The sequence below is a fragment of the Brasilonema angustatum genome (assembly GCF_059505445.1).
Map to the genome: position 1 here is coordinate 33,403 of NZ_JCACKO010000023.1, position 22,447 is coordinate 55,849.

Below are 22,447 nucleotides of genomic sequence, written 5' to 3' on the forward strand. Positions count from 1 at the left end.
CCTTTATTATTTAGTCCGCGTAGGCGGTGAGTCCAGCGCTGCGGGAGGGTTTCCCTCCGCAGGCGACTGGCGTATGCGCAAAGCGCACGCCCAGAGGTCTTCCCCGAAGGGACTTTGTTTGTGTAGCCGCGATTTCTAATCGCTTTGTTTGTGTAGCCGCGATTTCTAATCGCCTGGGTTAAAAGGGGGTTATAAAAGCGGATTTGTTCTCATCTGTCCAAACAAAGCAGATTCGTCATTGATCGTTATAGCAATAAGTAACGCATCATGATGACAACGTTAAAATAAACCCATCAATACCTGATACCATACAAGCCATGTCCCTCGCCAAAGAAATAGACTTTCCTCAAGATATCCCAGAAGATGTTATCCTTCCTCCATGTGATTTATATAGTGACGAACCTCCCTTAGAAACAGAACTACATTTCGAGCAAATAATTCTACTTTTTAAATGCTTGGAATGGTTGTGGCGAGACAGGACTGATTTTTACGCTGCTGGCAATCTGACTATTTATTACAGCCTCAGCAAACGCAAATCAGAAGACTTCCGAGGGCCAGATTTTTTCGTCGTGCTAGACACAGAACGCAAAACCCGCAAAAGTTGGGCAGTCTGGGAAGAAAAAGGTAAATATCCTAATGTTATTCTAGACATGCTTTCGGAATCAACTGCTAATACTGACAAAGAACTTAAGAAAAAACTTTATCAAGATACCTTCCGTACTCCCGATTATTTTTGGTTTGATCCATACACACTAGAGTTTGCTGGATTCCATTTAGTGGATGGCAAGTATCAACCCTTAGAAGCAAATCATCAAGGGCATTTGTGGAGTCAGCAACTAGATTTATATCTAGGAATTCATCAAGGTTTATTGCGATTTTTTACAGCATCAGGACAGTTAGTTCCAACACCAGAAGAAGAGGCTGAGTCTGAACGTCAACAAAAAGAATTAGCACTCAGTAAAGCTGAAAGATTAGCCGCTAAATTGCGATAATTAAACATTGACCCTAATACAATTTAGAGCATTTTCAGTTAACAGTTATCAGTTATCAGAAATATACGTAGGGTGGGCAATACTCACTATATCTGGGTTATATCTAAATTTTGGTGAGCATTGCCCACCTTAGAGATACTTAAATTTTTTCAAAAATCAAACCGGATTGCTATAGTTCTCAGTTATCGGGTAAGCTAATGCACCTTTCAAGCATAGTCTTAGCAGGCGGAAAAAGTTCTCGCATGGGACGGGATAAAGCATTGATTCCCATTCAAGGCGTACCCCTGTTGCAATTGGTTTGTCGAATTGCTGAAAGTTGTGCTGATACAGTGTATGTAGTAACACCCTGGCAAGAACGCTATCAACATTTGTTACCATCTACAGTTCAGTTTATCAAAGAAGTGCCTTTGTCTGGTGAAACTGGCAATCAATCGTTACCTCACGGACCAATTATTGGATTTGCTCAAGCACTGGAGTATGTACAAACAGATTGGGTGCTGCTGCTGGCTTGCGATTTACCTAAGTTGCGCGTTGAGGTGTTGCAAGAATGGGCGGCTGTATTGGATAGTGTGGAAGGTGAAGCAATCGCTGCTCTAGTTCCTCAAGCTAAAGGATGGGAACCACTGTGCGGTTTTTATCGCCGTCGCTGTTTACCTAGTTTGGTGGAGTATATCAATCAAGGGGGGCGATCGTTTCAGGAATGGCTGAAGTGTCATCCCGTGCAAGCATTACCTTTACCAGATCCAGAAATGCTTTTTAACTGTAATACACAAGACGATTTATTTCGATTCCAATCTCAGGTACAATAAGGGATTACAATTGCAATCTTGTGCAGGAGTAGGTGTAGCTTAGCTACATCCTAGGTAGGTCAACATTGAAAAACGTAAAATAGAGTCTTTGCGATTACGTAATGACATTTCACGTTTAATTAGGTTGAGCGACTTAATATCTGTGTTACTTATAACTTACTTCCTCTAGCCTGTGTTGGCGACGATGAAACATACCTTATCAGTACTTGTCGAAGATGAAGCGGGAGTTCTTTCCCGTATTTCTAGCTTATTTGCCCGTCGCGGCTTTAACATAGAAAGCCTTGCCGTTGGTCCTGCTGAGCAATCAGGAATTTCTCGGATTACAATGGTAGTCCCTGGTGATGACCGCGTGATTGAACAACTCATTAAGCAACTATATAAACTGATCAACGTTTTGAAAGTGCAGAACGTTACGGAAATTCCTTGCGTGGAACGAGAATTGATGTTGCTTAAAGTGAATGCAACCAGCAGCAGTCGTTCAGAAATTGTCGGAATAGCTCAGATTTTTCGGGCGAGAGTCGTAGATGTGGCAGAAGATTCTGTTACTCTCGAAGTTGTGGGAGATCCAGGTAAAATGGTGGCAATTGTACAAGTGCTGCAAAAATTTGGCTTAAAAGAAATCGCTCGCACCGGCAAAATTGCTTTAACTCGTGAGTCTGGTGTAAATACTGAGTTGCTGAAGTCTTTGGAAGCAAAGGTTTCCTGAGAAGCCGAATCGCCCGTTTTGCGTCACCCTCACGCTTGTTCTGGCGTGTGTAAGGGTTTGAACACCTACAACGCGCTTGTGCCTCAAGTCGGGGAACCCGGACGCCAGATACCTACGGAGGGAGACCCTCATCAAGTACTGGCTCCCCACGGCACTGGCTCCCCTTACACCCCTATACCCCTTGCCCAAACCCTTGATTTCTCGTTTCCATGCGTAAGTCTTAGTTACTTCAGATAAATCAACAAATTCAATCCCGGAATTGTGCGAGACAGAGTCCACAAAAGTAGCGTGATGTAGAGTATACCCAAAATCCACTGATACCAAGCAAGTGTGGTGATGATGCCTGGGAGGTGTTCATCTCGCAAACGAATGTCATTGAAGCCCAATTTTAGTAAGTTGTTAAGGCTAAAGTCGTAATAGTTAAGCCAATTCCAGCGGCGATCGCACAACAAAGGCAAATATCGCTCACGAAACATTTCATACCTAGGTATGACTGGCAAACGTCCAATCAGTAATCGTAACTGCCGCAAAGTTCCATCTTCTTTGAAGTAGGAAATGTCCATTAAGTTATGGTAGCGTCCTTGTTGGTAAAGTCGGAATAATAAAGTTATTGGCAAGGGGACAATAATAACGAAAAGACACCCTAGTGTGAGCCAAGGTTGTTCTGCACTCCAAAAGATGGCTAAGATCCCAAATAGTGAAAGTAGAGTGAAACTACTTAGCATCCAAATAGTTTCGTAAGCTGTGGGAAGAATTGGTGCTGGAAGCAAGCGACGGAAACGATCAAGAAGCCAAAATAGGAATCCAAAGTAGGCGATCGCAATCAACCCCACACCAATTACCAGCCAAAAATCTGTACCATACCCAGAAAGCAGCAGCAGTAAACTCAACATCAACCAATTCCATGCTTGCAGTAACCACTTAAATGGTGAAAGGGGTTCATCAACTATTAACAGTGAACTGACTCGCGTGTATGTGTCATAATCCATATCAGCTAAAGTGAGTAACTCAGTTTTGTGATGAAATAGTTGTTGAAAACGCTGGGTGGCGATCGCTGTTGCTTGAGTTTCCGAAAAACCCAGATTCATCAAACGTTCTTGGGAAGCAGTGTTTATGTTCGTACCTATCAGACGATGGCTTAAATCCTCTAATTGCAAACGCTGCTTTTTATACTCCCACTCATTAGCATCACTGATTTGCTGTAACTGACGGAAATTTTCTCCTAAATTCCGCAAGACGCTTTGATTCCCTTGTAATCCAGATATCACAAGCTTTTTACCAATTTGACCTGGATTGCCTAAAATCTTTGCTTGGTTAGAGTTAAAAATCAGACTGGAGACATTCACATAAGCACTCTTTGCAAATCCAGCATCACTAAAATCTGCAGAGTTGATAATACTAGCACCTTGCAGATTGATATCTTTGTTAAATTGTGTGTTTACAAAAGTGACAGCTTGCTCAAATGTTGTTTCTACAAAAAAGAGAAACTGTCTGAACATAGCTTTATTAAACTGTGCTTGATCGGAAAAACGTGCATTAGAAAAATCAGTATTTCCTTGCCATTGTACACGACTAAATTTAGTCAATTGCTTAAAATCTACCTGGGTAAAATTGGCTATATCCTCAAAAGTGCTGTCTTGGAAATTTGTACTTTGCTGAAATTTCGCTTGCTTAAAATTAGCTTTATCAAAAAATATACTGCCTTGAAACTGGCTTTCTTTCTTAAAAGTTGCACTACCAAAGTTAACTGCACGACTGAATCTTGTTTCAGTCCAATTTACCTGTTGATTAAAAATAGCACCTTGAGCATCTACAGGCTGAAGGAAAAATGTATTCGCAAACTGCACAGTTCCGTCGAAGCTAGTTTCCAGCAGTGTCAACGAACCACGAAAAACACTGATTTCACTTGATAAAGGTAACTGAGTTGCTAAAAGCGACTTACAATCTTTAGAACTAGGAAAAGCCAAGGCAAGTGACTGCAAACAAATTTCGCGTAGACGTTCTAATTGTTCTTGTTCGGTTGAGATCAAAATGGGGGCGAGTGCTTGAGTATACAAAGGCGTTCTCAAACTCAAATTACTACCAATAAAATCTCCCTGAATCAGAGAACGACTTAAGTCTAAACCCAAAGGTTTTGAGCCTGCTTTTTGCAATTCCTTTCGCAAAATTTGATAAAAACTATCTCGGAAGCTAGCATTTTCTGGTCGTAAATCTATCACCATCTTCTGTAAATCTACCACAACACTACCTTCACGAAGAATGGGTGTATCCAGTCGTTCTTGCAACAATTCTGGAGTTAAAGGAGTACGTTCTATTTGTTCAGGTGCACCCCATGCGGGTAGAGGTTGTAACAACAACAGTAGCGCACATAGACTCATCAACCAGCCAGCCGTTTTCAGCCAATCTACCCAAATAACCTCGTTACCAGGCTGCAGCCTGGTAATGCATTCAAAGAGGCTCCGCCTCGTCATAATATAAAAATGGAGATAAAAATGGAGGTAGAACCTCCTAGTTTTTACTCCCTGGTAGAACCAGAGAACAAGGAAAACGCTCCTGCACCACCACAGATTCTTTCGGAGGGAAACCCTCCTCCGAACTGCTAGCTGTCTGACCAAAATAATTTTCGTATCATTTATCTTCTACTAATAAGATAATTTTACCTGTTACAGACCCCGTTTCGAGCAAATGGTGAGCTTTCGCTGCTTTTTCTAGCGAAAAAGTATGATTAACTTGGATTTGCAATTTGCCTGCATCAATCCATTTTGCGCACTGTTCTAAAATTTCTGCTTGATGTTGCTGCGCTTCTACAATTCCTTGCAACATTGGTATTAGCATGAATTCTAAACCAATGCGGAGATTACGTTGTCTGGCAGATTTCCAAACGGTATTGGCATCTGGTTCTAGTATTGTGACTATGTCACCATAAACTCGCACTGCTGGAAAAGTTTTGTGCAAAGTCTCTGAGCCTACGGTGTCAAAAGCTAAGTCTACACCTTCCCCATTTGTCCAATCGAGTGCGGCTTGCACAAAGTCTCTCTGTTTGTAAAAAATAACATGGTCTGCACCGAGCTTGTGAACAAAATCTGCTTTCTCCTGAGTACTTACAGTCGTGCAGACATTAGCACCTTTGAGCTTTGCCAATTGAATTGCTACATGCCCGACGCCGCCAGCACCTGCATGAATCAGTACCCGTTCTCCAGGTTCCAAGCGTCCCCGTTCGTATAAAGCTTCCCAGGCGGTAATCAGCACCAATGGTGCTGCTGCTGCTTCTGCAAAGGATATAGAAGCGGGTTTACGAGCAACAAATCGCTCATCAACAGTTGTATACTCAGCATAATTGCCTTGGTGTGCGCCCAAGCCACCATGACAAAAATAGACTTCATCGCCTACGCGAAACTTTTGAACGCCAGCACCCACAGCCTCAACAACACCAGCACCATCACATCCTAAAATAGCAGGCATTCTATCGGGATAGAAAGTGCCACGTTTACGAAGTTTGGTGTCAATGGGGTTAATGCCTGCTGCTCGTAAGTGTACCAGAAGTTCAGTTTCTCCTAAACGAACGCCAGGGTTTTGCACATCCTGTAGTTGCAGAACTTCGGGATCGCCAGCTGCTGTCATTAAAACTGCTTTCATGACTTCTTCCTCTGTGTTAAAGGTAGTTGCACTTGACAATTTACCGCAAAGGGGAGGGCATTATGAGCAATTCAAAATTCAAAATATGTCCTACGAGTACGCTTGCTTGAAAAACTGTACAAATATATACTATTATTTTTTCTTACGTAGATAACTTGCTGTAGAGTAAGGACAATTCATCCTTTAACATCTTTTGCAAAATTCCCGCAACCAATGCGGTGGAGATAGATAGCGGACTCCTTGAGCATCTCTATATTTCCGAGAATAAAACATCTTCGTAAACCTCTGCCAGGGAACAGGAAAAATTTACACTGGTTAACTCTAAATCTTGATTTCTTCTATAGCTGTAAAGCACCCATCTTCCTTCAGAATTGCGTCGAAAACAATCAACACGCTGGCGTGTTTGACTGATTAATACATATTCTTGCAATGTTTCTAATTCTTGATAGTCACTAAATTTATCGCCCCGGTCAAAAGCTTCTGTCGATGGTGATAAAACTTCTATAATTAAGCTGGGATAGCGTTTGAAATATTCAAATTTTGTATCTCGTTGGTCACAAGTGACCATGATATCAGGATAGTAGAAAATATTCAGTGTTTCGATGCGGGCTTTCATGTCAGCGACGTAAACACGACACCCTGTTCCTCGGATATGATTTCTTAGCAGGGTAACTAAGTTAGCTGTAATTGTTACATGAGCATCACTTGCACCAGACATTGCATAAATCTGCCCTTGAATATATTCATGTTTAATCGGGCTAGATTTTTCGGTTTCTAGGTACTGTTCTGGGGAAAGATAGGGATGAGATTGACTAAGAGTCATTGAATAACTCCAATTGTATGGCTGTGGTTTCTCGTTGCTGGGGTTAGAAACTGTAACTTAATTTATACACATTTCTTTTCAGAACTAGTCAATTTTGAGTAGGTATTGCTGAAAAGGTGCTAAAATATTACCTATAGTAACGGTTAACTACCGTGCCGTCAGAGGATAACCCTTCCAGCATAGACTGGCGTTTGATAAACGTGCCGCAGGCGAAGTGCAAGCTCCATAGACAAGCGAGTGCGGTCTTGGGGTTTGCCCAAGTGAAGCAACTCGCGTAGAGGGTCGTTAGTAGCGCCTCAAAAGAAGTTTTTTTATAACTTCGACACATATAGCGGTCAGTTAGACCGTTTTAGCCTGTGGACTGGATAATGCCGACATTGCCAGAATGAAGCAGGAAGTAAGCGTCAAGCTACACATGAGTAGATTTGTCTAGTTGTGAGTAGTTATGAATAGGTCTTATGTAACGGTTGTTTCGTTTCTATTTTAAGTTGGTACTTTGATTTATTTTCTGCTTAGTGGGACTTGAGAAATTTTGGACATAAAAAGTACCTGAAACCCTTGCTGGGCAAGGAGAATACGTCAAGCAGGAAAAAACATCTCAACTTCAGTTAAATCAACAAACAGTGACTAATCGATGTAAAACCTCTACCCAATCTATGTTTGAGGCTATTTGAGCCTAGTTTTTTACAAAGTCCCATTAAAGCGAAACGGTGTAAGGGTGTAAGGGAGTCAGTACTTGATGAGGGTCTCCCTCCGTAGGTATCTGGTGAGACCAGCGCTGCAGGAGGGTTTCCCGACCTAGGCGACTGGCGTTAGCGTTTGCGCAGCGCCCAGGGGCTAGCGGAACCGTTCGGCACGGGGCCGTGCCCGTTAGGCGCAGCCGTGGCGTTAGCCATAGGGCTCAGGTTCTTCCCGAAGGGCGTGAAAAAGGTGTTTGTTTCATTCATCACGGGTGGTGCGCCGCCTGTGTGTCGCTATCAGAAAACGGGCTTGGCACTGTGCCCTTACTGGAAGCCTAGGATGTTGGTGAATGGGGAGAGTTGAACCCTGGTGGATCCATACCAAAAAAACAAAAGCCATGAAACTGAATGTTCCACGGCTTTTGCTGTAGTGTGAGGAGCTAAACTTTTTATCATCATAATGGTCACTGACGAGTATAAACACGCTCGTAACGATTTTGGTAACAAGAATTTTTCCGCCAGTATTCACAAGACATCTCGCCTGTGGTAAATTAACACCCTTGCGTATCATCCTCACATTAGGTGACTTTGTGTTTACATTGGATAAAAAATAAATAACCGTGGAAGCTGAGATGAGTCCACGGCTATGAATGTGGTGTGAGGAGACTTAACTTAAAATCATCATAGATCTATTCGAGTTTTGGTAAGGCGCTCGTAACAGTTTTGGTAACGAGATTATTATCAAGCCGCACAAATCACTTGCTCAAGCTTTTCCCAGACAATCAAAGGACTTCACATCAAAGCCCCACCACAGCTCGAACCAGTACCGGCTGTACAGCCATAACAATAAGCTGCTGTCTGTACCTGATCTATCAAGTCCAAAGAACCAGCTTGTAATAACTTGGCGACTGTCAGGTTTTCCCCATCGCGAGTTTTTGCAGGTAAATTCATCATTTGGTTGAAGTCGCAGTCATACACATAGCCCAGATAATCAATTGATATCTCATCCCGACACATCAAATGTTCAACTGTACCAGTATTGAAGTGAGACTCTAAAAACTGCAAATAAGGAGCGTATAATTTCTTTCTTTCTAAATACAGTTTTGTTCTTCCAACTGGTAAGTTGGTAATCGTAAATAGGTTGTTAAAAGTAATACCAAAGTGTTCTTGCAAATATTGCTTATAATCTCTTTCCAGCTTTGTTTGATTTGGAGTTAAGGAAAATTTCTCATCTTTGGGTAATTGTGGATTATAAACTAAATCTACGATTAAATCTGGCTTTTTACCATAACCTTGTTGATTCAGCAATTGCAGTGCTTTGATGGAATCATCATACACACCCGCACCGCGCATTTTCTCCACATTATCTGATAAATAGCAGGGCAGAGAAGCAACAACCCGAACTTTATGTTTGGCAAAGTATTCTGGCAAATCAGCAAAGCCATCTTCAAAAAAGATAGTCAAATTAGACCGGACAATCACCTGTTTACCTATTGTTCTTGCTGCTTCTAGCAATGGTTTGAAACCATAATTCATTTCCGGTGCGCCACCAGTCAAATCAACAATTTGAATTTGAGGAAATCTCTGAATAATCTCAATCAATTGTTGGCAAGTTTCTGGAGAAAGTTCTTCTGTGCGTTTTGGTCCTGCTTCTACATGACAATGGTTACAAGCGAGGTTGCAGCGCTTACCTAAGTTAATTTGTAAAACAGTGATTTCTTTTTTTGTTAAAGGTTTAGATAGCTTCTTTTTAAATGGTGTTAAGGCTGTATCTACTGGTTTTGTCTGCATGGTTGACAACTATCCTCCTATCATTCCTCAAATATTCACTTTTCTCTATCTGTGCAACAATCCATAAGCGATCGCGCTAATAATTGCGGCAGTAGGTAAAGTTAATATCCACGAAAGTAAAATCTGATAAAAAACACCTACGTTCGCTTTTTTTGAGATAAGTCCAACACCAAATATTGAACCAACTGAAACATGAGTTGTAGAAACGGGAAGCCCAAACCAACTGGCAGCAATTACCAGTATTCCTGTTACTATATTGGCAGATAATCCCTGAGTATGATTCATTTCTGTAATTTTTTTACTCATGGTTTCTGCAACTTTCCTGGCGTTCAGTAAACCCCCAACCGCCATTGCAATTGCTACAGCTAACATTCCTCCTTGAATCGAAAGACTCTTAATCATTAAGATCAGTGAAACTATCTTAGGAGTATCATTTAAGCCTCTAGCAAAACTTACGACGCCAGCACTGATAAAATGACAAGTATCAATAACTTGACGGTTGCTTTTTAAAGAACTCTCTGTCGTGGTAGGGTTGACGACTAAACGACTCGTAGTCTTGAGAAATAAACTATAAATCACGCCTCCCAAAGGGATAGCAATAACTGGACTTAGCAATAAAGGCAGAACAAACGAATTTCCCAAAGCTGCAAAATTCACTTTTAGACCAATTGCTACTAACCCAGCACCAACCAAAGCACCTGTTAAACCATGAGTCGTTGAGATCGGAAATCCAGTTATTGTCGCTATGATAACTGTTAAACCAGCCGCGATCGCTACTGCTAAATGAAAGTCTGCAGCATTGGCGATCGCATCTGGAACCAGTCCTTTTCCCGAAAAGTTTTTAATTAGTGTTTCTGCTAGGAAAACTGAGGCTACTGAACCAGCAAAAGTTGTGATAGTCGCCCACAATATTGCTGTTTTGTAGCTTGTTGTTTTACTACCAAATAGTGTGGCGACTCCTTTAAAGTTGTCATTTGCACCGTTTGAGTAAGCTAAAAAAAGCGTAGCCAGAAGTAGAGCAATTAAAAACATTTTTGTTTCTAAATACTAACAGCACCCACCACCAGTATAATGCCAAGTAGAATCAGTAATTATTACGGTTTTTGGCATTTTTGCGGCAAGTTTGACTGCAGTCTTATCACACACTGAGGCTGGAATTCCACGCTGAAGAATATGACCTGCATCATCATCAAAAAATGATTCTGATCCAGCATAAATAGCGGTTTTTCCTGTAAACACACAAGCGCCATCTTCAGGAATGATAACCTTGAAAGCCACAGAATCTAGACTTTCTAAAAGAAGATTCTCTTCTAACTCATAAGTTTGGGTATCTAACAAGCGGTAGGGGCGACGGGCGCGAATTTCTACTTGCCCAAAACCTACATTTATAATACACTGAATGTACTCTTCATAAGTGAGTGCGCCTGATAAACACATTGCTCGCAGCTGCTCATCTTTTTGCAGATGTTGTGGAATGGGACGAGTTGCAATTGGATCACTCATCTGCAATTTTCCCCCTGGTTTTAACACCCGGTATGCTTCTTGCAAAGCACGTGTTAAATCCTCTGGTTCAAAGATATTGAACAGGCAATTTTGGGCTACGATATCAACAGAATTATCAGGAACAGGTAATCTAAAGGCATCGCCTTCGCGAATTTCTACAAAGCTGGCGTCAAACCAAGGATTTTCTTGAGCAGCAATTTCCAAGTTACGTGCAGCAGCTTGACGCATTTCTGCTACTGGATCAACAGCAATCACAGCACCAGGACGTTGAGAAAAGTAGGCAAATTGCAAAGCTTCTAAACCACCACCAACTCCAACATACAGTACTGTGGGTTGATTTCCAAGTTCGGTGGGATGAACAGTCGTCCCGCAACCATAGTTCATTTGCTGCATTTTGCAAGGAATTTTCAACCCTGGTAATTGCAAGGGTGTGCTTTGCACACAACAAAGTCCGACTTGCGGTGTTTGGGCGACTTCACTGTAAAACTGCGCCGCTGTTTCAAGATAACTCATTGCACTCGCTGATGTTGACTACCGTCTTTAAGTGTAGCGGGAACTAAATCGGTAATTTCATATCAATTGGGTAATTTAATTATCAAACAAATGCAGTAAGTAGAACGGCGCAAAAAAACCGAAGTATGTAACGGAAAGTAAAGTTGCCCAAAAAGCTCTTCTCTTCTGCCTTCTGCCCTCTGCCTCCTGCCTTGTCATAACGACAATTTTCAACACCGACCTACTTATGGGGCGTTCAGATTATTCTGGCAGTGCGTAACCAACTCCACGCACAGTTTGAATGAGACGCTTTTCCTGATTCGCCTCCAATTTCAGCCGCAAGTCGCGAATGTAAAACTTATTGATGCTGTAAACCAGGTAGCATCCAGTTTAATATCACTAAATCTGGATGAGACTCTCGTGCAGTCGTTATAACCCTTTCACAACACAACAATCAAAATTAGGTTAAACTTTTTTCAAAAACTTGATTTATTTACGCCACCAAAAGAGCGATGATCTTTTGTACTATATGAAGCTAACAGATTAGAAAAGTTCTTAAAATAAATCTTGCTATGTACAAAACCGCAGATGTTGCGGTTCTAAAAAATAGATATTAATGAATTCATCACCTAAATTCTGCCTTTGCTGCAAAATATGTTAGAAGCTATCGGACGGAAAGTTGATTTTGAACCAGCAATGAATGAGGTGAAAGTAGAAGGAGCAAAGAGAAATGAAAACAAGTATTTATTAATCTTGTGTGGAATGTATTTGAAGCAATTCCAGAAGCAGAGACTGTTAAATCGGAAATTGAGAGTAACACCAATTTAAATCAAGTCTGTATTCATGTTGACAATGGCACTGAACCTATTTTTCCAGAGATTTTAACCGACCTAACCCAGCAATTTTACTCTACAAAATATTTTGAGACCGGGTTAGGACTTGCTATTACCAAATACATTCTAGAAGTTCATAGTGGAGAGCTTTTGATGAAATAAAATCTTGCGGAAGGTACTACACTCAGTGTGTAATTGCCTATAGTGACTGCATGATATTACTACCAGACGTACTATTAGCAATAGGCGGTTACATCTTCACCACATTCATCAGCAAGATAACACAAAGCTTTGAAACGTAAGGTCACCAGTTCTTCATAAAGAGGATTTAACTTACACATAGGTGGAATGTGAAATAGCTTGCGACCAAATAGTTTAATGTCACGTTCAAAAGGACATTGAGCAGGAATTAGCTTGCAGAGTGAATGAGCTAATTTGGCGTTATGAATTTCTATCGAATCAAACCATTGACGAACAGGTTGCAGAAGGTCGTGTTGTGGGCGGACTTGAGTAAAGCTAGTCATAAGATTTACCATCACTTGATAATTGCAAAGTTGGTCTTATTTGTTGGGTTTGAACCCTTTCCTATATATCTATAGGGAGCAGTTGTCTGTCTTATGCAGTTGTTTTTTGTTCTCTTGTTTGGGAACACTCATTACTACAAACTCCAGTTCTAGTGTTCCGGACGATTTCCCCGACATTTTTGTTGCACATAGAATTTTTCGTACTGAAGGGGTTTGACATCCTCAGCTACACAGGTAAAACGTGCCTTTTCTATTCCAAATTCTTGGTTTTCTCTCAGTCCACGTAGGTGGTGAGACACCAAGCACTTCAAAGTCCTTGTTTCCCTCCGGAAGAAACAAGGACTCCTAATGATCCTGAAGCAGGGGGCGCGAATGACCAATGATTTCTTTAGGACTTACGCAAAAATAACGCAATTATCGTCATTGCAACCAAAACGGAGCGATCAGCAATGCTAGCGCTCCCTGCTGGAGCATCGCAAAGCCTTATTTTTCATCACGAGTGCGTAAGTCCTATTCTTGATAGTACAAGTCCCCTAACCCGTCCGTGGAATCAATTCTTTAATCCGTCTTGAAAAGCTTTGATGCCTGCAGCAAGCCGCAAAACGTCTACGGAGGAAACTTCCCTCCAGGTTCGCCAGTCCCCCAATCTCCTGCACAGGCTACGCTAACGTGACGGAAACCGGAGCCACTGCGGTGGACGGGTCTCCCCGCATAAAGGAGCCAGCGCCGGGGTGAGGCAGCGCGGACGCCACATACCTACGGAGGGAAACCCTCCTGCAGCAGTGGCTCGTCTTGGGGGTTTCCCCCATGAGCGACCTCCGTTAGGGTCTCCCGACTTGAGGCGTCTGGCGTCAAGTGGCATCCAAGACGGGGGCTGGACTCACCGCTCAAACTTTTCGCAAAATCCAAAATTCCCAAGAAAGCGGATCAGTCCGTGCGGTCAATTCCATTATCCAAAATTGTCTGACAGCTTTCGATCCGCCAGTAGCTTGTACCGTAAACTGGGTAAAACCACATCTGTGAAGCGGCGATCAATGGAGCGGTAGAAGTTGTATCTACCAACTGCGAGGATGACTACATTAATAAGCTAGACTACTTAGCGATCTGCACTGCGCGCAGATCGCTAAGCTATCGCCCGTATGTTGCCGAGGGGTAACTTTTGCCAAACCCATGGTTCTTGGTTTTTACGCGGGAGATTTATTTTTATGGATCTGCCATTAGCTGTGAAAATCTGGGCAACCCTCCGGGAATGCCCGTCGCCTGGCTGTCGGGAAAACGCCACATGCTACCCGAAGCCTTCTAGTGGGCGTCTACAAACCGGGAAACCCATCTAACGCAGTGGCTCCCCTACCAAAAGCGCTGGTCTCGCCCTTGCTGAGTGACGTGACGTGCGCGTCTGGTTGGGTGGATTTTTCAGTGGTGATACCCTCACCAAGCACAGGATCTATTCGTTAGATGCTGGCGATTTTTGATACGCTTGCCCAGACTTACCTACGGTAAAAATGAAGGGGAGTTTATCAGCCAAGTGCTTACTAGTGATTTATTGATTCCAGCCCTCGAATGAGTTCTCGAATCACATCTGTTGCAGGTCTTCCTGTTTCATCACAATACTTTTGAAGTTTTTCAGCTTCGGCTGATGCCAGATTTAAGGTCATTCGCTTGACCGCCCATTTTTTCTTGAATATCATTTCTTGTGTCATTTGTCAGCTCAATAATTATTACTACGAATTTAAGTTGAAGCAGTAGTTATGCACCTAATAAAACCGGAAATTAAGTCAAATAAATAAATAGACGCTGATTGTCTTACTTGATTTAATACTAACTCTTTATCGCCAAGTATCTTCCTTTTGAAGGAATTTATCTTAAGAAATTATGTATTGCCCTATACTCTAAAGGTAGTTTTTAGCTGAATTTTATTATGCTATTAGCTAAATTTTATCATGCAAATATAGGAGAAAGTATGCAAAAAGCTAAATCTGTCATATTGTCAGGAAATGAAAACGGTAACTCTACCATTTCTTTGTGAGGCTGCGGCAAATTTTGTTGACTTCTTCTTTCTTTCTTTCTTTGTGTCCTACCCTACGAGAAGCCGCTCCGCGTCTATGCGATTCGTTTCTTATATCATTGGGTGCATCTATGTCACTTTACGGGCAGGTTATCATACAGAATTGGTATTACGGTAAAACTAGTAATCATCCCACCTCCAAACAATAAGTAGCTCAACCTAATTAAACGTGAAATATCATTGCGTTAGCGCAGCGGGCAAGGGACGGCATACGGAATGCAGTGTAGACGCGTTTGCGCAGCGCCCCCTTAGGGGCTAGCGGCTTCCCGATAGCCCTCCGGGGAGAACCTGAGCCCTATGGCTAACGCCACGGCTGCGCCTAACGGGCACGGCCCCGTGCCGAACGGTTCCGCTAGCCCCTAAAAGGGGCGCTGCGCAAACGCTTTAGACCTCTGGGCGTGCGCAAAGCGCATACGCCAGAGCCGGCACGAGGGAAACCCTACCAAGAGCGCTGGTCTCACCGTAAGGCGTGGCGTCAGCCATAGGGTAGCGAAGCAATCGCAAGAATCGTATCTTATGTTTTTTTATGTTGACCTACTTAATTGCAACTAATACCAAATCCAGGTCAATAACACCTCATTTCCCCTATAATCACAAAATGTCATAAAATGTATAAACATATACTTTTTAAGTATATGTTTTACTCATAGAACTTTTATCTACTTTCCATAGTGAGTCAGATTTTTGACTATAAACTTTATATAGTTTAAATTTATATTTTTTTTCGATTCCTTGACGCAAAGTGCTTGAAGGATTCAGTAAAAATACATGACTATAACCATTGGGAATTTTAGGAATATTTTTGTCCTTCATCAACAAAAATCGTACCTTTGGCTCTACAAGATAACTCAGAGAAAAGACGTTTCCAGGGAGTATCCCCAAAGAATCACTTATCAAAAGCGGACGAGAAGCCTGATTGATGATTTTGGCGATTTCTGGATTCCCAGAACTGACACCCTTACTCAACCAAGTTTCTGCTTGGGAACTGACAGCACAAGAAAGCACACCACAGACAATAACGACTACAAATATTATTTGCCAAATCCTCCGGAGTGCAAGAATCCCATCATAAAGCTGATAAGCAAACAGGTAAGCTACTGCTAGTTGAATGCCCAAATAAGAAGGTATTAAATACTCATATACTGCTGTCCGCGTTCCTCCAAAAAATAAATCTGGAAGCATTAAAGGTAGTGCTGGAACAGCAATCAATAACACGAGAAATAACCAGATTCTTGGGTGAGTTGTACGACAAAGAAAAGAAATGGAATATCCCACTATAATCAAACAAATATAGGTCGTTGAATAGCTGAAGGGATTCTCTAAGCCAAAGTTGAAATCAAAAAATATATGGCTTAACTTAAGTAGCCAAGATTGGATTAAAGTAAATGGTGACAATTTACCTGTTGTTTCTGCTATTCCACGATGAAATTGCAACAGGTTGGTCAGAATAACTAAAATCCAAGGTGTAAAAGCTAAAAAGCCCAAAAGTGACGCTGTTGTATAAAGTCTGGCTGTTTTAGTCCAGCGAAATCCTGTCATTGTCATGACATAAATTCCATGAGCAACCGCTACAAATCCACTAAGCAAAGATGTATAAAAACTGAGGGCTAAAGCAAGTGTGTAAATTCCCCATGTGACAGTGCGATCGCTCACTTGTCGTTTTGATTCTAATCGTAAAGCTCTCAGCAAAGAAGCGTTAGAGATTAATATTGTGACAACCCAAAGAATATATTCTTGTGCTTCTTGAGCGTAGATGAGATGAATTGGGGAGATCGCTACGAGTGCGATCGCCAAAAAAGGTACAGAAAAAGGTACGTTAAATAATTCTCGACACAGCCAATAAACACAGGGAAATACCAACAAGCTAATAATGACAGATAAACTTCTGATAGCTGTCACCGAAGTGCCAAAGATTTGTGCCCACAATCGTGCTATGACATAATAAAGCGGAGGATGCTGAGGGTCTTCTGTTGCTAAAGACTTGAGTGTATCACCTAAATTTTTTTCAGGATTAATACGCTGGAACGAGAGCAACGCTTCTTTGTTAACGACACGACCATTAAAAATTTGCTGTCTGATTTCTGTCTTTGTATATCCAGAAATTCGCAATGAGGTGTAAGTTTCATCGTGTCCGTAAACTTTGCCATCAATATTGAAGAAGCGAAAAAACACACCCACCACCAACACCACGATAAAGAGAAACCGCAACCAATTTGGAGCGAGTTTGATATGGCGCATAATTTGGTTTCTGTTTTATAAGGAACCGCAGAGGACACACAAGGCAGAAAACTAAGAAAATTGAGCGAAGACAGCGCACGCTGAGTCCTGCGGACACGCGTAAGGGACGCGAACACAACTCAATTAAGATTGCTATAGCTGGATGAAGTTGTGCATGATTTAGCAATGAACACTTTACTATTATCTAGCCTGGAGAGAATTTAGCAAAGTTTTGTTGAACTGATTCATGCTTGAGAACTGTAAATTTGGTAACTGAAATAGTGATGGATCTATATATTAATGTGCTTGCGATCCAAATAACCAACGGTTACAGGTAAAATTTCCTCTGTGAACGTTTAGCCATAGCATACTATGCCAGTCATGCGCACTTTTTCTGGTACTTCTTGGGAATCACAGGTAGGTTACTGTCGAGCAATAAGAGTTGCAAACCATATTTATGTTTCTGGTACAGCACCAGTCGATGAAGCGGGAGAAGTATTTGCTCCTGGCGATGCATACGCGCAAGCAAAGCGTTGTTTTGAAATTATCCAGAAAGCTTTGCAAGACTTGGGAGCAGACGTAAGCCATGTTGTGCGGACGCGAATGTTTGTCACCGATATTAGCCGTTGGGCTGAATTTGGACAAGCGCATCAAGAATTCTTTATAAAATTTCCGCCAGCTTCAACAATGGTGGAAGTGAAATCCTTAATAAATCCAGCGATGCTAATAGAGATAGAGGTGGATGCCGTTTATGTGGATGATAGGTCAATACGGTTCAGTTAAGACATTTATTCGTTGAGACAGCAGGGGAGATGGGGAGATGGGGAGCAGGGGAGATGAAGAGTTAACGTCCATTACCATTAGTTCTTTCGCCTCTGCTCCTCTGCTCCTCTGCTCCTCTGCTCCTCTGCCCCCCTGCCTGCCTCAACAGATTAATTTCCTTAACTGAACTGTATTGGATGATAGGTGTTGAAAACCTCAACTACTGATTATTTGGAGTATACAAACAAAGCCTGCAGAAGCAGGCTTGTCTGGTAGTTGAGATAAAAAGCTCTATTGAGAAACTAGAAAACAACCTCAATTAGCATGACTCGCACTACTGTAGCGAATTCTTGTTCCTGCCCATAGCAACTTCTCTCGCAGTGTCTGATAATACGAGTTGTTCTCCCGTAAAATTATAAACTTAGCCCGACAATCTGCCATCCGCACATCAACACGGTGTCCAGGCCAAATTGAAGTGGCTAACACCCCATCAGTCCACAACTTGGTACTTAAATCGTAATCACCTAAGGGCCAAATACTGACGACAGAACCAGGGGGTAACACGAGAGGACGACTAGAAAGACTCATTGGACAGATAGGAGTGATGGTAATTGCTTCCATACCATCATGTATAATCGGACCATTTGCAGAAACGGTGTAACCCGTAGAACCAGTGGGAGTAGAAATAACTAACCCGTCCCCTTGGTATTGATCAACGACCTCACCATCAATTTCCATCTCTAGAATTGAGGTAATCATCCGGTCAGCGGAAGCGGGTTTAACACACATTTCATTTAAAGCCAGGTAGCGTTCAGACACTGGTTCCAAATTTGTCCTATTCCCCTCAAAGACCGAAGCTTGCAACATCATCCGCCGCTGCACAGCGTAACGGTCTTCTAAGAGTCGATCCCAAACTCGTTCGGTGTCTTGAAATTCGTCTACAGATTCGGTTAAAAACCCCAGATGACCTCCCACGTTCACTGCTAGTATTGGGATGCCAGCTGGGGCTAGATGTCTTGCACCAGTTAAAACAGTACCATCACCGCCAAGTACCACTGCCAAGTCAATTGGTTGTGCTGCTGAAGCCAAAAATACCGGATATGGGTTATCTTTCGGTCCACTTGGCCCCATCAAAACCTGGCATTGGCGATGTTCTAGTTGCTTTGCACAGATTTCTGCCCAGCGCTTACTTTGGGAATCTCGTGCTTTATAAGCAATAATGACCTGTTTGAGCTCCACAGAATTACCACTTGAGGAGATTAAACTGCTCCATATCGACAGTGTCGCGGTTACGATAAATGGCAAGCACGATCGCTAAACCTACCGCTGCTTCAGCTGCCGCTACGGTAATGACAAATACGGTAAATACCTGACCCTTTATTGCTACTGAGTCTAGGAAGTTGGAAAACGCCATTAAGTTGAGATTAACGGCATTGAGCAGCAACTCAATCGACATCAGCACTCTGACAGCATTACGGCTAGTAATTAAGCCATAGATACCGATGCAGAACAAAGCTGCTGCAAGTAGTAAAAAGTATTGGATCTGCATGAACGTTGGTGTCCCCCCATTGTCAGTTAACAATTATCAGTTATCACTTCGCGCGTTTATTAATAACCCTAGTGGGAACGGCCACGCCTTACGGCTATCGGGGAAGACCTCCGGTCTCGCTGCTATAGCCGAATGGCGTGCCGCAGGTATAGATCGCCAGTTACCTGCGCCAGGGAAACCCTCCCGCAGCACTGGTCTCATCACTGTTTACTGAATATTCCGGCTCGATTCACCGATTGATACCAATTCTCTGGGACGTTCTGGTAACGTCAAAACTTGCTGTTGTTCTGAAGAAATTGTCTGTTCAGGCAGATACTCACGACGTGCCAAAATGATCGCGCCTACCATTGCTATTAACAGCAAAATGGAAGCGAGTTCAAAAGGCAATAAAAAGTCAGTGAAGAAATGTTGACCGATTAAAACAATAGTGTTGCTTGGAGGTATGTCAGTAGACAGTGACCAAGGAGTTGCCAACACCATCGTACTTAAAAGTGCAAACAATCCCAAACTGACTACACCTGTGAGTGCTTTGCGTAACCAAGCACTAGGGAAGGGCGCAAAAGCTTGCCGCTTGTTTACCAGCATAATGGCAAACAAAATCAACACGTTCACTGCGCCAACATAAATTAGCAATTGCGCTGCTGCTACAAAGTCACCATTTAGCAATAGATATAGTCCAGCAATGCTAACAAATACGCCTCCTAGCATAAAGGCTGAATGCACGATGTTTTCAAACAACACCACACCTAATGCTGTCCCAATCAACATCACTGCCAGTATGCCAAATGAAACAACTTGTACTCCTTCCGCAAGATTCACTGTTTTTTGTCCTCACTTAAAACTCAACAATTAGGGGTGTAAGGGGAGCCAGTGCCCTAGTGGGAACGGCCACGCCTTACGGCTATCGGGGAAGACCTGAGCCCTAGTGGGAACGGCCACGGCTGCGCCTAACGGGCACGGCCCCGTGCCGAACGGTCTCGCTGCGCTAACGCAGTCGCCTAGGTCGGGAGAGCCGTCATTCGCGCTGTCTCACCGTGGGCGGGTTCCCCGACTTGAGGCATCTGGCGTGGTAAGGGTGTGGGGTGTAGGGGGAAGAAAATAAAACACTCTTACCTTTGTTTTTCCAAAGTCGTTGGAACCAACAAATAAATCATTCACTTACACCCCTAGTTACTCTCCCTCACACTCCTACACCTGCGTGTTTGGGTCCAGAGTCAAGAGTCAAAAACTATGCACTGTTGACTTTTGACTAATTACTTTTACTTTTCCTGCTCTACAAGGTCTTCTGGACGCGCACCAGGGCGAGGTGCATCAGCAGGTAAACCGTGGGGATCTGTAACGCCCTTGGGTAAATAAACAAGCTCACGCAAGGGTGTGACCATTGGATCTAGAGTCACCTTGTAGGGCAAACGACCAAGCGCCACGCTGTCATAGTTCAATTCATGGCGATCATAAGTAGAAAGTTCATAATCTTCTGTCATTGATAAACAGTTGGTGGGACAAAATTCCACGCAGTTACCACAAAAGATACAAACTCCAAAGTCGATGCTATAGTGTTTGAGCTTTTTCTTTTTGGTTGGCTTATCGAAATCCCAATCCACTACTGGCAGGTTGATCGGACAAACCCGAACACAAACTTCGCAGGCAATGCACTTATCAAACTCAAAGTGAATCCTACCGCGAAATCGTTCGCTAGGAATCAGTTTTTCGTAAGGGTACTGCACAGTGACTGGACGACGCCGCATATGATCAAAGGTAACAGACAGACCCTGACCTATATAGCGACCAGCTTGCACCGCTTCTTTGGCGTAATCACCAACTTGCTTGAGGAACTTCAACATATTGTGTCTCTCTCTTTTTAAGCTATCAGCCTCATTTGTCTTTTGTACGAATCGTCATTTGTGTAAATCTGGATAACTTGTGACTCGTGACAAATGACTAACCACCAAAGGCAAAGGGAAAGGCAAGTTTCAGGGCTGCAGTTAGTAGCAAGTTAACCAAACCAACAGGCAGCAAGAACTTCCATCCTAAATCTAGCAATTGGTCAATACGAACACGTGGTACTGTCCAGCGCAACAGAATTGCCAGAAAGACCAGGAAGTATGCTTTAAGTACAGTCATGGTGATTCCCAAGGAGGCGGTTACAACCTGCAATACGGGATCTGTTTCACTGATTCCCAAAGTGCTCGCTATCAGGTTAATGGGAATTGGAAAATCCCAACCACCCAGATACAACACTGATACTAGCAGGGCAGAAAGCACTAGGTTAACGTAGGAACTCAGGTAGAAAAGAGCGAATTTCATACCAGAGTATTCAGTCTGATAACCAGCAACCAGTTCTTCTTCCGCTTCAGGTAAGTCGAAGGGTAATCGTTCACATTCAGCAAGGGCTGCTATCCAAAAGATAATAAACCCCGCAGGTTGCCGCCATACGTTCCAGCCAAGAATGCCATAACCAGATTGCTGTTCCACGATGTCGATGGTGCTGAGGCTATTGGACATCATGGCGATCGCCAGCACCGCAAGTGCTAATGGAATCTCATAGCTAATTGACTGCGCTGCTGCCCGCAGCCCTCCCAAGAGAGAGTATTTGTTATTGGATGCATAACCAGCCATCAACAAGCCAATCGGCTGAATGCTAGACAAAGCAATCCACAAGAACACGCCCATCCCAACATCTGTAATTACCAGATTCTGTCCAAATGGCACAATCAGGTAGGACAGAAACACTGGCAACACTACGATAATTGGACCAAGGGTAAACAGTATGGCATCGGATTTAGCTGGTACCACATCTTCTTTGAAAACCAGCTTCATACCATCCGCTACTGGAGCCAGCAAACCTAAAGGACCAATATATTCAGGACCAATCCGCTGCTGTGCGGCGGCGGAAATTTTCCGCTCTAACCAAACGCAGGTTAGCACACCAACAGTAGCACCAATAATCATTAGTATCATCGGCACTGGCATCCAAATTGACTTGGCTGCACCAGCGCTTAGTCCCAAATCCATGAGGGATTTTATAAAAGTTCCTTGCAGATCAATTCCTGAATTCATGTCTTTTG

Annotated in this window: 19 protein-coding genes and 1 pseudogene; 5 read left to right on the forward strand and 15 right to left on the reverse strand. The window is 42.8% G+C overall.

The features are described 5' to 3' along the window. The first annotated feature begins 317 nt into the window (after nt 1-317). From AC5JM2_RS05920 to ilvN, 3 genes are all read left to right on the forward strand, one after another. Nucleotides 318-992, forward strand: a complete 675-nt coding sequence (locus tag AC5JM2_RS05920) for a Uma2 family endonuclease (RefSeq protein ID WP_495833981.1) — start codon at nt 318-320, stop codon at nt 990-992. Between the two features lie 197 nt (nt 993-1,189). Next, nucleotides 1,190-1,801 carry a molybdenum cofactor guanylyltransferase gene (locus tag AC5JM2_RS05925; protein WP_495833982.1) on the forward strand — a complete coding sequence of 204 codons (612 nt, stop codon included), beginning with the start codon at nt 1,190-1,192 and terminating at the stop codon, nt 1,799-1,801. Nucleotides 1,802-1,985: 184 nt separating this feature from the next. Further along, entirely contained in the window at nt 1,986-2,507 is a 522-nt protein-coding gene (gene ilvN / locus AC5JM2_RS05930; RefSeq protein WP_495833983.1) for an acetolactate synthase small subunit, read from the forward strand. A gap of 224 nt (nt 2,508-2,731) precedes the next feature. Here the strand turns inward: ilvN and AC5JM2_RS05935 are convergent, their stop codons facing one another. From AC5JM2_RS05935 to AC5JM2_RS05965, 7 genes and pseudogenes are all read right to left on the reverse strand, one after another. Beyond that, nucleotides 2,732-4,885 carry a pentapeptide repeat-containing protein gene (locus AC5JM2_RS05935; protein WP_495834002.1) on the reverse strand — a complete coding sequence of 718 codons (2,154 nt, stop codon included), beginning with the start codon at nt 4,883-4,885 and terminating at the stop codon, nt 2,732-2,734. Nucleotides 4,886-5,135: 250 nt separating this feature from the next. After that, nucleotides 5,136-6,143 (reverse strand): zinc-dependent alcohol dehydrogenase family protein, encoded by a 1,008-nt coding sequence (locus AC5JM2_RS05940; protein ID WP_495833984.1) that lies wholly within the window; start codon nt 6,141-6,143, stop codon nt 5,136-5,138. Between the two features lie 250 nt (nt 6,144-6,393). Then, nucleotides 6,394-6,966 (reverse strand): Uma2 family endonuclease, encoded by a 573-nt coding sequence (locus tag AC5JM2_RS05945; RefSeq protein WP_495833985.1) that lies wholly within the window; start codon nt 6,964-6,966, stop codon nt 6,394-6,396. Between the two features lie 1,472 nt (nt 6,967-8,438). Then, the gene (gene arsS, locus AC5JM2_RS05950) at nt 8,439-9,437 is read right to left on the reverse strand and encodes an arsenosugar biosynthesis radical SAM (seleno)protein ArsS (protein WP_495833986.1); all 999 of its coding nucleotides are present in this window, start codon (nt 9,435-9,437) and stop codon (nt 8,439-8,441) included. 45 nt (nt 9,438-9,482) lie between these two features. Continuing rightward, nucleotides 9,483-10,469: an inorganic phosphate transporter gene (locus AC5JM2_RS05955; RefSeq protein ID WP_495833987.1), complete on the reverse strand. Its 987-nt coding sequence runs from the start codon at nt 10,467-10,469 to the stop codon at nt 9,483-9,485. A gap of 15 nt (nt 10,470-10,484) precedes the next feature. Next, a complete protein-coding gene (gene arsM, locus AC5JM2_RS05960) occupies nt 10,485-11,453 on the reverse strand; it encodes an arsenosugar biosynthesis arsenite methyltransferase ArsM (protein ID WP_495833988.1) in 969 nt (322 codons plus the stop codon). A 240-nt stretch (nt 11,454-11,693) separates the two neighbouring features. After that, a pseudogene (locus AC5JM2_RS05965) lies at nt 11,694-11,801 on the reverse strand (winged helix-turn-helix domain-containing protein); the annotation flags it as partial. Between the two features lie 377 nt (nt 11,802-12,178). On the opposite strand from AC5JM2_RS05965, the gene AC5JM2_RS05970 reads away from it, so the two are divergent. Continuing rightward, complete coding sequence (locus tag AC5JM2_RS05970) at nt 12,179-12,427, forward strand: ATP-binding protein (RefSeq protein ID WP_495834003.1); 249 nt, start codon at nt 12,179-12,181, stop codon at nt 12,425-12,427. Nucleotides 12,428-12,501: 74 nt separating this feature from the next. On the opposite strand, the gene AC5JM2_RS05975 is transcribed toward AC5JM2_RS05970, so the two are convergent. The 3 genes from AC5JM2_RS05975 to AC5JM2_RS05985 form a co-directional block, all read right to left on the reverse strand. Beyond that, nucleotides 12,502-12,789 (reverse strand): Mo-dependent nitrogenase C-terminal domain-containing protein, encoded by a 288-nt coding sequence (locus AC5JM2_RS05975; protein WP_495833989.1) that lies wholly within the window; start codon nt 12,787-12,789, stop codon nt 12,502-12,504. Nucleotides 12,790-14,321: 1,532 nt separating this feature from the next. Continuing rightward, entirely contained in the window at nt 14,322-14,474 is a 153-nt protein-coding gene (locus tag AC5JM2_RS05980; protein ID WP_495834004.1) for a CopG family transcriptional regulator, read from the reverse strand. Nucleotides 14,475-15,481: 1,007 nt separating this feature from the next. After that, nucleotides 15,482-17,092: a glycosyltransferase family 39 protein gene (locus tag AC5JM2_RS05985; RefSeq protein ID WP_495833990.1), complete on the reverse strand. Its 1,611-nt coding sequence runs from the start codon at nt 17,090-17,092 to the stop codon at nt 15,482-15,484. Between the two features lie 351 nt (nt 17,093-17,443). On the opposite strand from AC5JM2_RS05985, the gene AC5JM2_RS05990 reads away from it, so the two are divergent. After that, nucleotides 17,444-17,854 (forward strand): RidA family protein, encoded by a 411-nt coding sequence (locus AC5JM2_RS05990; RefSeq protein WP_495833991.1) that lies wholly within the window; start codon nt 17,444-17,446, stop codon nt 17,852-17,854. 294 nt (nt 17,855-18,148) lie between these two features. Here the strand turns inward: AC5JM2_RS05990 and AC5JM2_RS05995 are convergent, their stop codons facing one another. The 5 genes from AC5JM2_RS05995 to nuoH form a co-directional block, all read right to left on the reverse strand. Next, nucleotides 18,149-19,072, reverse strand: coding sequence for an NAD(+) kinase (locus tag AC5JM2_RS05995; RefSeq protein ID WP_495833992.1), 924 nt, complete (start codon nt 19,070-19,072; stop codon nt 18,149-18,151). Between the two features lie 4 nt (nt 19,073-19,076). Further along, on the reverse strand, nt 19,077-19,382 hold the full coding sequence (gene nuoK, locus AC5JM2_RS06000; RefSeq protein ID WP_210620457.1) for an NADH-quinone oxidoreductase subunit NuoK: 306 nt from the start codon (nt 19,380-19,382) through the stop codon (nt 19,077-19,079). 207 nt (nt 19,383-19,589) lie between these two features. After that, nucleotides 19,590-20,201 (reverse strand): NADH-quinone oxidoreductase subunit J, encoded by a 612-nt coding sequence (locus AC5JM2_RS06005; protein ID WP_495833993.1) that lies wholly within the window; start codon nt 20,199-20,201, stop codon nt 19,590-19,592. Between the two features lie 440 nt (nt 20,202-20,641). After that, entirely contained in the window at nt 20,642-21,223 is a 582-nt protein-coding gene (ndhI, locus tag AC5JM2_RS06010) for an NAD(P)H-quinone oxidoreductase subunit I (protein ID WP_495833994.1), read from the reverse strand. Nucleotides 21,224-21,320: 97 nt separating this feature from the next. Next, complete coding sequence (gene nuoH / locus AC5JM2_RS06015) at nt 21,321-22,439, reverse strand: NADH-quinone oxidoreductase subunit NuoH (RefSeq protein WP_495833995.1); 1,119 nt, start codon at nt 22,437-22,439, stop codon at nt 21,321-21,323. Between the last annotated feature and the right edge of the window lie 8 nt (nt 22,440-22,447).

What these genes read in the sequence shown, in the direction of transcription:
- AC5JM2_RS05920 (WP_495833981.1), top strand. Translation starts at nt 318, where the DNA reads ATGTCCCTCGCCAAAGAAATAGACTTTCCTCAAGATATCCCAGAAGAT.
- AC5JM2_RS05925 (WP_495833982.1), top strand. Translation starts at nt 1,190, where the DNA reads ATGCACCTTTCAAGCATAGTCTTAGCAGGCGGAAAAAGTTCTCGCATG.
- ilvN (WP_495833983.1), top strand. Translation starts at nt 1,986, where the DNA reads ATGAAACATACCTTATCAGTACTTGTCGAAGATGAAGCGGGAGTTCTT.
- AC5JM2_RS05935 (WP_495834002.1), bottom strand. Translation starts at nt 4,885, where the DNA reads ATGAGTCTATGTGCGCTACTGTTGTTGTTACAACCTCTACCCGCATGG.
- AC5JM2_RS05940 (WP_495833984.1), bottom strand. Translation starts at nt 6,143, where the DNA reads ATGAAAGCAGTTTTAATGACAGCAGCTGGCGATCCCGAAGTTCTGCAA.
- AC5JM2_RS05945 (WP_495833985.1), bottom strand. Translation starts at nt 6,966, where the DNA reads ATGACTCTTAGTCAATCTCATCCCTATCTTTCCCCAGAACAGTACCTA.
- arsS (WP_495833986.1), bottom strand. Translation starts at nt 9,437, where the DNA reads ATGCAGACAAAACCAGTAGATACAGCCTTAACACCATTTAAAAAGAAG.
- AC5JM2_RS05955 (WP_495833987.1), bottom strand. Translation starts at nt 10,469, where the DNA reads ATGTTTTTAATTGCTCTACTTCTGGCTACGCTTTTTTTAGCTTACTCA.
- arsM (WP_495833988.1), bottom strand. Translation starts at nt 11,453, where the DNA reads ATGAGTTATCTTGAAACAGCGGCGCAGTTTTACAGTGAAGTCGCCCAA.
- AC5JM2_RS05975 (WP_495833989.1), bottom strand. Translation starts at nt 12,789, where the DNA reads ATGACTAGCTTTACTCAAGTCCGCCCACAACACGACCTTCTGCAACCT.
- AC5JM2_RS05985 (WP_495833990.1), bottom strand. Translation starts at nt 17,092, where the DNA reads ATGCGCCATATCAAACTCGCTCCAAATTGGTTGCGGTTTCTCTTTATC.
- AC5JM2_RS05990 (WP_495833991.1), top strand. Translation starts at nt 17,444, where the DNA reads ATGCCAGTCATGCGCACTTTTTCTGGTACTTCTTGGGAATCACAGGTA.
- nuoK (WP_210620457.1), bottom strand. Translation starts at nt 19,382, where the DNA reads ATGCAGATCCAATACTTTTTACTACTTGCAGCAGCTTTGTTCTGCATC.
- ndhI (WP_495833994.1), bottom strand. Translation starts at nt 21,223, where the DNA reads ATGTTGAAGTTCCTCAAGCAAGTTGGTGATTACGCCAAAGAAGCGGTG.
- nuoH (WP_495833995.1), bottom strand. Translation starts at nt 22,439, where the DNA reads ATGAATTCAGGAATTGATCTGCAAGGAACTTTTATAAAATCCCTCATG.